This window comes from uncultured Novosphingobium sp. (assembly GCF_964277725.1).
Taxonomy (GTDB): Bacteria; Pseudomonadota; Alphaproteobacteria; order Sphingomonadales; family Sphingomonadaceae; genus Novosphingobium; species Novosphingobium fluoreni.
The window spans coordinates 1-13,765 of record NZ_CAXYKL010000252.1; the positions used below are offsets into that span (position 1 = coordinate 1).

The following is a 13,765-nucleotide window of genomic DNA, read 5'->3' on the forward strand; positions in this document are numbered from 1 at the left end:
TTCACGTACTCGCCCGAGCCGACTTCGGCATTGCCGCGCTGCAGACCGTCGAGGCGGATGACCTGAAGTTCCTCGTCCTCGGTATAGCCCAGCACGGCGCGCGCCACGGTGGTGGACTTGCCGGTGATCTCCAGCGTGTCACCCTCCATCGCGCCGATCGCGGAAAGCGACGCGCGTGACAGGCGCGCGATGCCGTGCCCGCTTTCATCTTGGCGAGCGGCGGCAACCTGCAGCTTGATCGTCCTGTCTTCCGCCTGGATCGCAGCATCCGCCATTGAAGCACCTTCCCGAAATGATTAGCCCCTGCCGGGCCGATCCCCGAGCTAGGAACGGGCGGGTTCGATTGCAAACGGTCGAGCGCGATGGATGATCAACCGGGGCGGAATTGGTGGGCGGCTAGGCCGGAGCTGAGAAGCTGCGCAGGCGATAGCCGCCTGCGATCGTCTCGATCATCTTGGGCAGCCCGCTCGCTTTCAGTTTGGCGCGCAGACGCGAAAGCTGCACAGCCTTGGTATTGGCAGAGGGTTTATGCCCTGCCGGCCAGATGGCGTTGGCCAGGGCCTGCCCGGAGACACATTCATCCGGCGTTTCCGCCAAGCGCCACAGCATGGCAAATTCTAGGGGAAACAGGCCGACAGCCTTGCCCTCTACGTAAGCATCGCGGCTGAGCAAATCGATGATGAGCGGCCCGACGATCCGTTGTGGCGGCAGCAGGCGTGACACGGCTGCGAGCCGTTTCGCTCGCGCTTCCAGTTCGCCGGAGGTGATGTTGTCATCCACCGCATCGCCGAACCCGTCGCTCAGCAGTCGCGCGCGATCGTCCGGCTGGTTTACGCCGCTCACGATGGTCTGGGATTTCAGTTTCCGCCAGGTCTCGTTCAGCGATCCATCGGGGTCGATGTCCTGCAAGGCGCTGACGTGTGCGATCAGAACGCATGGGGCCACCGACTGACTGGCCATGATCCAGCCATGAGGTCGCAGGTCGTTGTGCGCAGGGATGGTATCCCCTGCCGACAGCCATCGAAATGTCGCCAAAACTGCCCCCCGCGGACGTTACCCGGCGGGGGTTCCCCTCATATAGGACGCCCCCGCATCGGCGGCGTCGATGCAGGGGCATATGTCTTCAACCTAGGTAAAAAGTCTTATAAATTAGGTTAATACGCCTTAACTAAGAAAAACTTAGGCGGCGCTGGCGTTTACACCCTTGGAGGTTAGGTAACGGCGAATATTGCGAGCCGCCTGCCGCAGGCGCTGCTCGTTTTCGACCATGGCGATACGAACGAAACCCTCGCCGTCCTCGCCGTAACCGACCCCTGGTGCCACCGCCACGTCCGCGTGAGTGAGCAATTGCTTGGAGAACTCCAGGCTGCCCATTTCCCGCAAGGCGGGGGGCAGCGGAGCCCAAGCGAACATCGAGGCCTTAGGGGCGGGAATATCCCAACCGGCGCGGCCGAATGCTTCCACCATTACGTCACGACGCTTCTGATAGAGCTGACGGTTCTTCTCCACGATGTCCTGCGGGCCGTTCAACGCGGCACAGGCTGCCGCCTGGATCGGCGTGAACGCGCCGTAGTCCAGATAGCTTTTCACCCGCGTCATCGCGGCGATCAGCTTCTGGTTGCCAACCGCGAATCCCATGCGCCACCCGGCCATGGAATAGGTCTTGCTCATCGAGGTAAACTCGATCGCGATGTCCTTCGCGCCCGGCACTTCCAGGATCGAACGCGTGGGATTGCCGTCGAAATACAACTCGGAATAGGCAAGGTCGGACAGGACCCAGACCTTGTTCTCCTTCGCCCAGGCGACCAGCCTTTCGTAGAAGGCGAGGTCCACCGTCTCCGCGGTCGGGTTCGAGGGGTAGTTCACCACCAGGATCGAGGGGCGCGGCACGGTGAAGGCCATCGCCTTGTCCAGGCTGCGCCAATAATTCTCGTCAGGCGTCGTCGGCACCGAGCGGATCGTCGCTCCGGCGATGATGAAGCCGAAAGTGTGGATCGGATAGCTGGGGTTAGGCGCCAGCACCACGTCGCCAGGCGCGGTGATCGCGGTGGCGAGGCTGGCCAGTCCCTCCTTGGAACCCATGGTGACGACCACCTCACGCTCGGGGTCGATCTCAACGCCGAAGCGGTTGGCATAGTACTTGGCCTGGGCGCGGCGCAGGCCGGGAATGCCCTTGGACTGCGAATAGCCGTGGGCGTCTGGCTTCTGTGCCACTTCCACCAGCTTGTCGATCACGTGCGCGGGCGGGGGCAGGTCCGGGTTGCCCATGCCAAGATCGATGATGTCCTTACCGGCCTGGCGTGCTGCGTGCCTCATCGCATTCACTTCGGCGATAACATAAGGCGGCAGTCGCTTGATGCGGTAGAACTCGTCTTCCATGACCTCTGGGCTTTCATGAAGGCGGCCGGATCGCCGCCGCTGCCCCTGTAGGATGTGAAGGGCCCGCGCGTAAATGCCTGATCGTCGCTTCAGGGGGACTCGACAGACCGCCCCCAGACAAGCACTTAGCGCCAAGAAGGAGACCGTGCGCCGATGTCCACCGAACCCCGCCCCCCCGCTCACCCGATGGCCTTTTGGGGCGAGCTGATGATGGCGCAGGCGCAAGGGACGCTCGCGCTGCTGGGGCAGGCCATGCCTACGCCGGCCGGGACGACGCCTCCGGAAGAATCGCCGACCAGAGGTTTGACCCAGGATGCGATGCAATGGGCTGAGGCGGCGACGCGGCTGCAAACCATGTGGGCAGATTTCCAGGTGGAGCAGCTGGCCAAGGCCGGCGTGTCTCCGCCCGCGCTACTCGATCCGATGGCTTGGTTGACCCGCGCAAGCTCCACGCTGAGCCAGCTGCCGCTGGCAAACCCCGAAGTCCAGAACAAGCTCTGGGCTGATGCCGCCGCGCTTTCCGATACGGTCCTGGCGCAATTCGGATTGGCCGGGGCAGCGGGTTCCGGCTCGTCATCGGCGACTGCGGGCCTGCCGCGCAGTGATCCGCGTTTCACCGATCCGCGCTGGCGGGAACAGCCGTTCTTCGCGCTGGTCCACCAGATGTACCTCATGGTGTCGGACCAGTTGATGGCCTTGGCCGAGAATGTCGAAGGGCTCGATCCTGCGCGCAAGCGGCAGCTGACTTTCGCGATCAAGGCGTTGGTGGACGGTTTGAGCCCCGCGAATTTCGCGCTGACCAATCCGGTCGCGCTGGAAAAGGCGATCGAAACGCGCGGAGAAAGCCTCGTAAAGGGCATGGAGAACTTGCTTGGCGATCTGCGCCGCGGGCAGCTGACCCACACTGCGGCGGACGCTTTTCGCCTGGGAGAGAATCTGGCCGCCACGCCTGGCAAGGTGGTTCACGAAACCCCGCTGTTCCAGCTAATCCAGTATACGCCGACGACCGAGAAAGTCGCGGCGGTGCCGCTGCTGATTTTCCCGCCCTGGATCAACCGCTTCTACATCCTGGACCTGACCGCGAAGAAAAGCTTCGTGAAATGGGCGGTGGATCAAGGGCTCACCGTGTTCATGGTGTCCTGGAAGTCAGCCGATGCCTCGATGGCGGACCTGACGTGGGACGATTACATCACCGCGCAGATCGAGGCGATCGATCTGGTGCGGGCCCGGCTGGATGTGCCCAAGGTCCACACCATCGGCTATTGCGTGGCCGGCACCACACTGGCCGCCATGCTGGCGGTGCTCGCGCGCAAAGGGGAGGACGCGAAAGTCGCCAGCGCCACGTTCTTCACCGCCCAGGTCGACTTTTCGGAAGCCGGGGACCTCAAGACGTTCATCGACGACCAGCAGATCGATGCTCTTAGCCATCTGACACCCGAAGGCTATCTCGATGGCCGATACCTGGCCGCAGCGTTCAATCTGTTGCGGGGCAATGACCTAATTTGGAACTACGTCGAGCGCAATTACTTGCGCGGCGAAGATCATGGTGCGTTCGATTTGCTGTACTGGAACGGCGACGTCACCAACCTTCCGGCCCGATGGCACCGCGATTACCTGCGCGATCTCTACCGTGACAATCGACTGGTCATGCCCGATTCGCTGGAAGCGTGTGGGGTGCCGCTCGACCTGCGCAAGATTTTCACACCTTCTTACATTCAAGCCGGCCGCGAAGATCATATTGCGCCGCCACAAAGCGTGTGGAAGCTCACGCGCCACCTGTCTGGCCCCTGGACGTTCATGCTGGCCGGATCAGGACACATCGCCGGCGTGGTCAACCACCCCGCGCAGGGCAAATATCAATATTGGACCAATTCTCGCGCGCACGATTCGCTCGATCAGTTTATCGCCGGAGCCGATGAGCATCCCGGCAGCTGGTGGCCACATTGGCGCCAATGGCTGGAGGATCTCGATACCGATCGCGTGTCCGCCACCGGCAAACGCAAGCCGGGCAGCCGGGGCGACAAGGTTCTGGAAGACGCGCCAGGACGCTATGTGCGAACGCGATGACGCCCTCGTGCCAATAACCCGCTGTGACAACACTGATAAGTTATGTTGCGCTGCAACATAATTGATTGACAGGCTCGCTTTCCCGTCATACTGTTGCAACGCAGCATGGCTATGAATGTTCATCGTCATGAGGTTGAGGGTTCGGATCCGCCGTGCCTTCATCAAGGTTCAGGCAAAAGCGGGACCCGCATACTGATGGCCGACAACGGTAAGCCGAGGAAAAGTTCTTCGTTCGCGAAAGCGGGCGTTGGCGCTCCGTCCTCGCCGGCAAAGCCGGTTGCAGCGCTGGGCAAGGCGAAAGCCGCTCAGGCCAAGCCAGCTCCGGCAACCACGGCATTCGTGCCAGTGGCGGCCAAGGCCAAGCCGGGATCTACTGTGGCGGTTTCGCCTCCGTTGGTTTCAAAGGCTCCGGCTGTTTCAAACCCTGCCATCAAGGTGCCCGAAGTTGCCGTACCCCCGGTTCCGCAGATAACCGCGCCGATCGACAAGTTGGCTATCGATGCAACGCCGCCCCTCCAGGCGGCTCTTGCCGAGCCCAGCTTGCCTGTCGCCGCGCCTGTCGTGGCCGGGCTGATGGATGCCGCCAGCAAGGCGTCCGAAGCCCCGTCGGCCCAGGCCGACGCCAAGGTTTCGGCCGTTGCGCCCCAGCAGCCATCACAGAACCTCGAAGCAAAATCCGAACCTACCCCAACCGTATCCAGCACCAAGGACAGTATCATGGACATGAGCGCCAACATCAGCAGCTTCCAGACCGCCATGGGCGAGGCTCAGACCAAGGCCCAGAAGGCCCTGGAAAAGAGCCAGGCCGTATTCGGTGAAGTCAGCGAATTCACCAAGGGCAACGTCGAGGCGGTGATCGCTTCCGGCAAGATCCTCGCCAACGGCATGCAGGATCTGGGCAGCTCCTTGGTCGCGGAAGGCCGCACCTCGTTCGAGAGCATGACAGCCGACATGAAGGAACTGGCCGCTGCCAAGTCGCCGACCGATTTCCTGAAGGTCCAGAGCGAGATGGCGCGCAAGAATTTCGACACCATCGTCGCCCAGAGCTCGAAGAACACCGAAGCTTTCCTGAAGCTCATGAGCGACGTGTACGCGCCGATCACCGGTCGCGTCAGCCTCGCGGTTGAGAAGGTCCGCCAGAGCGCGCCCACCAGCGTCGCGGCTTGATCGCCAGACAGACGGCAGACATTTGGAAGGGCCGGGCTTCGAAAGCTCGGCCCTTTCGTGCGTCAGTCACGACGATGCCCGTTCGTGCCATCTTGAAGATGGGCGCAGGCATACGATATTCTGCCACGATGACCTCCCCGTATTACCGGACCGATTCCCCAAGCCAAGCCGCGTTTGCGCGGCAAGCCGAGGCGCGCCTTGAGCGATGCTCCGACGATGACGACGGCGGCAACGGCACCAATCGCCCCGGGGACGATGGCCAGGTCGGCGTCGCCACCAAGACCCGCGCCAAGCCGAAGAAGCCGAGCCAGTTCAAGGTGCTGATGCTCAACGACGATTATACGCCGATGGAATTCGTCGTCCTGGTCCTTAAGCGGTTCTTCCATATGGACATGGAACAGGCGACCCGCGTGATGCTCCACGTCCACCAGAAGGGCGTCGGCGTATGCGGCATCTTCCCCTACGAAATCGCCGAGACCAAGGTAAACCAGGTGATGGACTTCGCCCGGCAGAACCAGCACCCCCTGCAATGCACGCTGGAAAAGGCCTGAAAATTTCGCAGTGATAGTGTGTTTCGTGATAACAGCGATTGGCGCTGTTCTATGAAAAACAGTTTCTAAGTGTTTTTTTCGCACTAGTCGCACGGCCTCAAGGGCGCTCACTTACAAAGTTGTAAATTGAGCCTCACCCTAAAACATGGTTGCTACGTGGTTAAGAGGGCGAGCGTAAGCCGCGCCTGATCATGAGCCTCGGCTGCTTTTTTGCCTCTTTGGCGGCGCGCAGAATTGTATGCTCATGGTCAAGATCGGCGCGCGGCCACTATGACCGCGGGGAAGAGCATGAGCAGAAAAGTTGCACTCATCACTGGCGTGACCGGCCAGGATGGCGCTTACTTGTCAGAATTGCTGCTCGACAAGGGCTATGAGGTTCATGGGATCAAGCGGCGCGCAAGTACCTTCAACACTGCGCGGATCGAGGCGATCTATCAGGATCCCCATACGCCGGCTTCCCGCTTTCATCTCCATCACGGTGACCTAACCGACTCATCTAACTTGATCCGGATCGTCCAGCAGGTTCAGCCTTCGGAGATTTATAACCTGGCTGCGCAAAGCCATGTTCAGGTTAGCTTTGAGACACCAGAATACACCGCTAACGCCGATGGTATCGGCACGCTTCGGCTTCTCGAGGTTATTCGCATCCTCAAGCTGCAAGACAGCACCAAATTCTATCAGGCTTCCACGTCCGAGTTATACGGAATGGTGCAGGAGGTGCCGCAGCGGGAGTCCACGCCATTTTATCCCCGGTCTCCGTACGGAGTTGCAAAGTTATATGGCTTTTGGACAACCGTGAATTATCGCGAGGCTTACGGCCTTCATGCATCCAACGGCATTCTGTTCAACCACGAAAGTCCCTTGAGGGGTGAGACGTTCGTGACCCGCAAAATCACGCGTGGTGTGGCAGCTATCAAACTAGGGCGTCAGGAAAAACTCTGGCTCGGCAACCTCGATGCGAAGCGAGACTGGGGGCATGCGCGGGACTACGTTCGTGGCATGTGGTTGATCCTTCAGCAGGACGAGCCGGATGATTATGTTCTGGCAACGGGCGAAACGACTCAGGTTCGCAAGTTTGTTGAGTGGGCCTTCCAGGACGTTGACATCGGGATAGACTGGGACGGGCGAGGCCTTGACGAAAAAGGCTACTGCAAAAGATCTGGTAAATGCCTGGTCGAAGTCGATCCGCGATACTTTCGGCCTACGGAAGTCGACCTTTTGATCGGCGATTCCAGCAAAGCCAAGCAACGGCTAGGCTGGAGCCACGAGATGTCAGTGCGTGATCTAGTTAAGGAAATGGTTACGGCAGATTTGGCGCTGATGAGACATGCGCCCATTTCTAAAGGCGCATGAGCGTGAAAGACGTGTTTGGTCTCGAGGGGCGGCGGGTCTTCGTCGCCGGGCACAGGGGTATGGTTGGCTCAGCCATTGTCCGTCGTCTCGATAAAATCGATTGCACCGTGCTTTTAGCCGATCGGCACGAACTCGATTTGCGCGAGCAGCATACCGTAAGAAAGTGGTTCGATCGAAATCGGCCGGATGTCGTATTCCTGGCTGCAGCAACGGTCGGAGGCATTCAGGCCAACCAAGATTATCCGGTAGCGTTCCTCGAAGATAACCTGACTATCGCGACGAACGTGATTTCAGCGGCACATCGCCATTCGGTCGAAAAACTCCTCTTTCTTGGATCAAGCTGTGTCTATCCAAAATTTGCAGAACAGCCGATCGTTGAAGAGACCTTGCTCACCGGCCCCCTCGAGCCAACAAATGCCTGGTATGCCGTGGCAAAAATCGCAGGAATCAAATTATGTGACGCCTACCGTCGCCAATACGGTCGCGATTTTATTTCGGTTATGCCCACCAACCTCTATGGGCCAGGCGACAATTTTGATTTGAAGACCAGCCATGTCGTGCCGGCCTTGATGCGCAAGGCGCATGAAGCAAAAATTGCTGAAGCCCCCAGCATGACGGTTTGGGGTACCGGCGAACCCAGACGCGAATTCCTTCATGTCGATGATCTTGCAGACGCCTGTGTATTTTTGATGCAGTCTTACTCTGACGAGGGACCGGTCAATATCGGATCTGGCAGGGATATCAGCATTCGCGATTTAGCAACGCTGATTTGCGAAATCGTTGGTTTTAAAGGCGGCCTTTGTTTCGACTCATCACGGCCAGATGGAACACCGCGGAAATTGATGTCCAACGAGAAGCTGGGGAAGTTTGGCTGGAAAGCAAAAGTCGACCTGCGTGATGGAATTGCAAATCTATATGAAGATTATCTCGCGCATATCGTGCCGGAACTTACGCCGTGCGAGTAGTCATCCTAGGTATAAACTATCTGCCTGAACCGATTGGAATCGGTCCCTATACAGCGGGTATGGCCTCGTCATTGGTCGATGCCGGTCATCAGGTACACGTCATTTGCGCAAAGCCCTATTATCCTCGATGGGAGATCTCACCCGAGTATTTCGGTTTTCGGATGGCAAAATCCGTCGAGGCAGGGGTAAACGTTCTGCGTTTGCCGCTCTATGTGCCGCGCCGACCGACTGGCAAGCTTCGTATGCTTCACCATCTGAGCTTTGCGATGATCGCGCTGCCGGCAATGTTGGCAGTTGCGATAAGGCGGCAACCTCATGTTATTATGGCGATCGCGCCATCACTGCTTTCTGCGGTAGTGGCGCAGATTGTCGCTCGCATTGTCGGCGCGCGGTTTTGGCTACATATACAGGACTTTGAAGTCGACGCTGCCGTTGCTACGGGCTTGTTAAGAAAGCGTGGTTTGCTCTTTCGAATAGCGCGGAGGATCGAGGTGATAGCGCTTCGCGGTGATCGCTTAAGTGCAATTTCCCCTCAGATGTGTTCGAGACTGACTGAGCGTGGTGTTCAGGCGTCGCAGATCGTCGAACTACGGAATTGGGCTGCGTTTGACGATGAACCGCGGGGCGAATGCCAGAGCGATGCTGCCACTTATAGACAGGCATGGCAGCTTCAAGACGCCCATGTTGCGCTTTATTCCGGGAATATCGCAAACAAGCAGGGGCTTGAGATCATAGTGGCAGCAGCGCGAGAATTGCGCCACCGCCGCGATCTGATTTTCGTAATATGTGGCGAGGGTCCGCACCGCGACCAACTCATCGCTTCAGCATCAGATCTTCCTAACATTCAATTTCGGCCTTTACAGCCTAGTCAGCGTCTCGGCGAGCTCATGGCCCTTGCGAGCGTCCATTTGCTTCCACAGATTGCCGAAGCTGCCGACCTGTTACTTCCGTCAAAGCTGACCAACATGCTTGCGTCGTCCCGACCGGTTATCGCCACTGCTAAATCAGGGACAGGTCTTGCGCTGGAAATAGAAGGCTGCGGGGTGGTGGTCCCCCCAGGCGACCATGTTGCGTTTGCTTCCGCGATTGGTACGCTTTTGGACGATCCAGTCCTTCGCAAGCTATTTGGAGATCGCGCGGGTAAGCGGGCCCGCGATCATTGGAATTCTAAAGCAATTTTGAGCCGTTTCGAACGTCAACTCCGAGATCTGGCTGCGTGAGTTCGCATTTTGTTCTTTCCTACAGGAGGCGGTCGGGCATAGTTCTCCTGCTCCACGAGGCGCGGATGGTCCGCGTCAGGAGGAGCATGTCATGACCATTCCGATCACCGCGCCTGCCGCGTATGTGCCGCAGACCGCCATCGCCTTTGCCACGCCGGAGGGCGCCGCGCTTGTTTCGGCTACTTCGCCGCTCCCGATCAGCGAGCCGTCCTATGCCTCCGCCACCGCGATTGTGGTGGATATGCCCTTCGCTCCGCCGCGCGCCGTGGCCGTGATCGCGCAGGCGGCTGGCAATGTAGCGTTTCGCTTTGCCGATGCCAGCACCTTAACCGTCCCGGTGAGCGAGGGGTTGAGCATCCTGCCGTTCGCCGCCGCGCGCATCCAGGCCAGCGGAACCACCGCCGCCGCCAGCTTCTACGCCCTGGTCTGAGGGGAGCTCGCACCATGCTCGCCCTCATGCGCCCCGCCGCCAGCCCTCGGGCCCTTGCCAACCAGCGGCTGCTAGGCCGCCTGCGCCGTGCTGCATCACGCGCGGCCCTGTCCAATCCGCGGAACGCCGGCCTTCATCCCGCGCCGCCCACGATCACTGACAACGGCGCCACCAACCCGGCGGTTACCGCCGCCACCGCCTACCCTTGCAACGCCACGACCCGCGGCGTCTGGCACGTCATCGGCGGGCGTTACGGCAGCGGCGGGCGGATCAGCGCCGGTGTGCAGGATGCCGTGCCCACCGACATCAACACCTACGCCCGCTGGGAGGTCATGGCGGACAGCCGCTACTTTACCGCGCGCGTCGGGCCGACCACTGTGCCGTACCGCTTCCTGGTCGATGGCCGATACGTATCGCTTGCGGGGACGGTGACCGGCACGACCACCGGCAATGCCGACCAGTACCTGACGCTGGATTTCGGCAGCCGCGCCGTCCGCCGCATCGTGGTGGAGGCGATGCGCACCGGGCGGCTGAACGGGGGCTTCGTGGAGGACGGCGCGGCGCTGTGGCCCGCCGACCAGACAGAGGCGCCACACGCCGTTTTCCTGGGTGACAGCTACGTGTTCGGGTCGGGACCGGACATGACCGCAGACGGCGTGGCGGTGCAGATGGCGGATCGCCTGGGGCTGTCGCTGCAGGCCAGCGGATCGGGCGGCACCGGGTGGAACCAATCGGCCACCAGCGTCTATCGTTTCGACCAGCGCATCGCCAATGGAGACTTGGCGCTGGGCTACCAAGCGCCCGAAGTGATCTTCCTCCACGCTTCGGTAAACGACGCCTATGCGGGGCAGAACGCGGCCACGCTCCAGGCCAATGCCTTGAGCGGATTGCGCAGCGCGCGAGCGCAATTCCCCGGCGTACCGATCGTCGTCTTCGGCTGCATCGCCGCGCCCAATCGCATGGCGGCGACCATCACCACGGCCGAAGCCGCCGTCTCGGCCGCCGTGGCCGCGCTGGGCGATCCATTGTGCCGCTTCGTGCCGGTGGATGGTGATCCGGGCGGCAGGTGGGTGACGGGACTGGGCTCGGAACTTCGCTTCACCGCGCCGCTCAACGCCGCGACGAGCGCCACGCTCGCGACCGCGTGGCCCGCAGGCACGTCCGCCGCCAGCTACACCATCCTGTTCTCGGACGGATCGAGCCGGGTGGCCAGCCTGACGCAGGGCAGCACTGCCGTCACCTGGTCGGGCGCGGTCACGGCCGGGGCGACGGCGATGATCCGCCAGACCGAGGGCAACGCGCGCTTTACCATGAGCGGGGACTGGATTCATCCCAGCAACTACGGCGCCGCCTACCTGGGCGAACGCTATGCCCGCAGCGCTCTGGCGGCGCTGGAGGCGATGCTCGGATGAGCCAGGCGGGCGGCCGGAACGAGGTAGGAGCGGTGCGTCTGCAGGCGGCCGTGATCTATCATTTCTGGCCGCATTACCGTGAGCCGGTGATGCAGGCGATGGATCGGGACGGGTCCATCACCTACCACTTCGTCGGTAGTGGAGAAGCGCTGGAGGGCGTTCTTCACGCCGATCCCAAAGCAGTCTCCCGTTTCGTAGAAGCGCCGTTTCGCAAGCTGGGAGCGCTGCTGTGGCAGCCCGGCGCGGTGCGGGCGGCGACGGACCGGCGCTATCAAGCCTTGATTCTGCTGGCCGACCCGCATTTCCTTTCGACCTGGGTGGCGGCCCTGATCGGCAAGCTGCGCCGCGTGCCGGTCGTATTCTGGGGCCATGGCTGGCTGAAGGCTGAAGGATCGCGCAGAGGTTTGCTGCGGCGCGTTTTCTTCCGCCTTTCCGATCGCTTGCTGGTTTACGGCGAGCGTGGCCGCGCCCTTGGCATTGCCGCCGGCTTCCCGGCAGAGCGGATCGGCGTGGTGTTCAACAGCCTGGATGTCGCGCATGCGGATCGGCTGATTGCGGCCTTGCGCAATGGCCAGATCGCACCGCGCCGCCCGCAGGATTTCTTTGCCGATCCAGAGCGGCCGCTGCTGATCTGCACGGCCCGGCTTACCGCGAAGTGCCGGTTCGATCTGTTGTTCCAGGCGGCTGCTTCACTGGCCCAGCAGGGACGACCGGTGAACGTGCTGCTGATCGGTGACGGACCTGAGCGCGCGGCGCTGGAGGGGTTGGCGCGGCATTTGCGGATCGCGGCCCATTTCCATGGCGCCTGCCATCTTGAGGATGTGGTGGGCCCGATGATTTATCATGCGGACCTCACCGTCTCGCCGGGCAAGATCGGCCTGACCGCCATGCACAGTCTGATGTATGGCACGCCCGCGATCACGCACGGCGACTTCGATGCCCAGATGCCCGAGGTGGAGGCGATCACGCCCGGAGTGACCGGGGCGTTCTTCCGGCGTGACGATGCCGCGGATCTGGCGCGCGTGATCGCTGAATGGCTCCAGACCGCGCCGCCGCGCGATGTCATCCGCAAGGCCGCGCGAGCGACGATCGCCGCGAATTGGACGCCGGAAGTGCAGGCGCGGATCATCCGCGAAACCGTGCAAGCGCTGGTCGTCCATGCCTGAGCGGCCTCTGATCGGCGAATTGCCCGCGCCGGAACGGGTGGCGGAACCGATGATCGCCCGCTGCCGTGCCGAGGTGGAAGGCCGCGCGAAAGCTCTGGCACGAACGCTGCTGCTACCTGTGCTGCGACGACGCTTCGGCTTGGCGGAATTGGGAGAAGGCTTCCAATGGGGCCGCAACATGGTGATCGCGCGGGGCAGCCGGATCGGCCGCTACGCCTACCTTGGTCCCGATTTCTGCAGCCATGGCCCGATCGTGGTGGGCGACTTGTGCATGATCGCTGCGGGTTGCCGCGTGGTCGGCGCAGATCACGCGTTCGATCGCGCCGGTACGCCCACCCGCCTCGGTTGGCCCAACGCGCCGCGCGCGGTGACCGTCTTCGGGGCGGATTGCTGGATCGGGGAGCGGGTGACGATCCGCGAAGGGGTGACGATCGGGGCCGGGGCCGTGGTCGGCTCCGCCGCGACGGTGGTGAGCGACGTGCCGCCTTACGCGATCGTCGCTGGCACCCCCGCCCGCATCGTACGGCAGCGGTTCGAGGGACGCGAACGCGCCCTGCATGAGCGCACGCTGCTCGGCAATGTGGCGGACGCGGCATGATCCGCCGCCCGGTGCCGGCAAAGGCGGATATCACGTCGCCCGGATCGGTGAGGCCCGGCTATCTGCCCGGGGTCACCACCGTGATCCTGACGCTGAACGAGGAACTGCATATCGCGCGCGCGATCGCCAGCGCGCAGGCCTTTTCGCGCGAAGTGCTGGTGATCGACTCTCACTCCACGGATCGCACGGTGGAGATCGCCCGCGCCCTGGGGGCCAGAGTGATCCAGAATCGGTGGATCAATTACGCCCGCCAATTCCGCTTCGCGTTGGAACACGGCTCGATCCGCACCGAGTGGATCTTGCGATTGGACGCGGACGAGCTGATCGGCGACGATCTTGCCGCGCGCTTGCGGCAAGATCTGCCGCTGATGCCGGCAGACGTCACCGGCATCGTCCTCAAGCGTCGTCATGTCTTCATGGGCCGCTGGGTCCGCCACGGTGGGCGCTATCCGCTACA

13 protein-coding genes and 1 pseudogene are annotated in these 13,765 nt (G+C 61.7%); 11 read left to right on the forward strand and 3 right to left on the reverse strand.

Annotated features, from left to right (window positions below; all coding sequences use genetic code 11):
• From ACHWRX_RS13935 to ACHWRX_RS13945, 3 genes and pseudogenes are all read right to left on the reverse strand, one after another.
• Positions 1-275, reverse strand: a pseudogene (locus ACHWRX_RS13935) (AAA family ATPase); the annotation flags it as partial.
• Between the two features lie 121 nt (positions 276-396).
• Entirely contained in the window at positions 397-960 is a 564-nt protein-coding gene (locus tag ACHWRX_RS13940; RefSeq protein ID WP_394659635.1) for a winged helix-turn-helix domain-containing protein, read from the reverse strand.
• A gap of 219 nt (positions 961-1,179) precedes the next feature.
• Entirely contained in the window at positions 1,180-2,379 is a 1,200-nt protein-coding gene (locus tag ACHWRX_RS13945; RefSeq protein ID WP_183615833.1) for an LL-diaminopimelate aminotransferase, read from the reverse strand.
• 153 nt (positions 2,380-2,532) lie between these two features.
• Here ACHWRX_RS13945 and ACHWRX_RS13950 point away from each other — a divergent pair, with 153 nt between their 5' ends.
• From ACHWRX_RS13950 to ACHWRX_RS14000, 11 genes are all read left to right on the forward strand, one after another.
• A complete protein-coding gene (locus ACHWRX_RS13950; RefSeq protein ID WP_394659636.1) occupies positions 2,533-4,446 on the forward strand; it encodes a PHA/PHB synthase family protein in 1,914 nt (637 codons plus the stop codon).
• A gap of 195 nt (positions 4,447-4,641) precedes the next feature.
• Positions 4,642-5,613 carry a phasin family protein gene (locus tag ACHWRX_RS13955; RefSeq protein WP_394659637.1) on the forward strand — a complete coding sequence of 324 codons (972 nt, stop codon included), beginning with the start codon at positions 4,642-4,644 and terminating at the stop codon, positions 5,611-5,613.
• A 128-nt stretch (positions 5,614-5,741) separates the two neighbouring features.
• Complete coding sequence (gene clpS, locus ACHWRX_RS13960) at positions 5,742-6,164, forward strand: ATP-dependent Clp protease adapter ClpS (protein ID WP_394659638.1); 423 nt, start codon at positions 5,742-5,744, stop codon at positions 6,162-6,164.
• Between the two features lie 288 nt (positions 6,165-6,452).
• Complete coding sequence (gmd, locus tag ACHWRX_RS13965) at positions 6,453-7,517, forward strand: GDP-mannose 4,6-dehydratase (protein ID WP_394659639.1); 1,065 nt, start codon at positions 6,453-6,455, stop codon at positions 7,515-7,517.
• Complete coding sequence (locus ACHWRX_RS13970; RefSeq protein WP_394659640.1) at positions 7,514-8,482, forward strand: GDP-L-fucose synthase family protein; 969 nt, start codon at positions 7,514-7,516, stop codon at positions 8,480-8,482. The genes gmd and ACHWRX_RS13970 overlap by 4 nt, the downstream gene beginning before the upstream one ends.
• A complete protein-coding gene (locus ACHWRX_RS13975; RefSeq protein WP_394659641.1) occupies positions 8,473-9,702 on the forward strand; it encodes a WcaI family glycosyltransferase in 1,230 nt (409 codons plus the stop codon). The genes ACHWRX_RS13970 and ACHWRX_RS13975 overlap by 10 nt, the downstream gene beginning before the upstream one ends.
• 91 nt (positions 9,703-9,793) lie before the next feature.
• Entirely contained in the window at positions 9,794-10,132 is a 339-nt protein-coding gene (locus ACHWRX_RS13980) for a hypothetical protein (RefSeq protein ID WP_394659642.1), read from the forward strand.
• A gap of 14 nt (positions 10,133-10,146) precedes the next feature.
• Positions 10,147-11,544 carry an SGNH/GDSL hydrolase family protein gene (locus ACHWRX_RS13985; RefSeq protein ID WP_394659643.1) on the forward strand — a complete coding sequence of 466 codons (1,398 nt, stop codon included), beginning with the start codon at positions 10,147-10,149 and terminating at the stop codon, positions 11,542-11,544.
• Positions 11,541-12,710: a glycosyltransferase family 4 protein gene (locus tag ACHWRX_RS13990; protein ID WP_394659644.1), complete on the forward strand. Its 1,170-nt coding sequence runs from the start codon at positions 11,541-11,543 to the stop codon at positions 12,708-12,710. The genes ACHWRX_RS13985 and ACHWRX_RS13990 overlap by 4 nt, the downstream gene beginning before the upstream one ends.
• Complete coding sequence (locus ACHWRX_RS13995; protein WP_394659645.1) at positions 12,703-13,308, forward strand: hypothetical protein; 606 nt, start codon at positions 12,703-12,705, stop codon at positions 13,306-13,308. Before ACHWRX_RS13990 ends, ACHWRX_RS13995 begins: the two co-directional genes overlap by 8 nt.
• On the forward strand, positions 13,305-13,765 hold a 461-nt coding region (locus ACHWRX_RS14000), incomplete at its 3' end, for a glycosyltransferase family 2 protein (protein WP_394659646.1). The genes ACHWRX_RS13995 and ACHWRX_RS14000, both read left to right, overlap by 4 nt.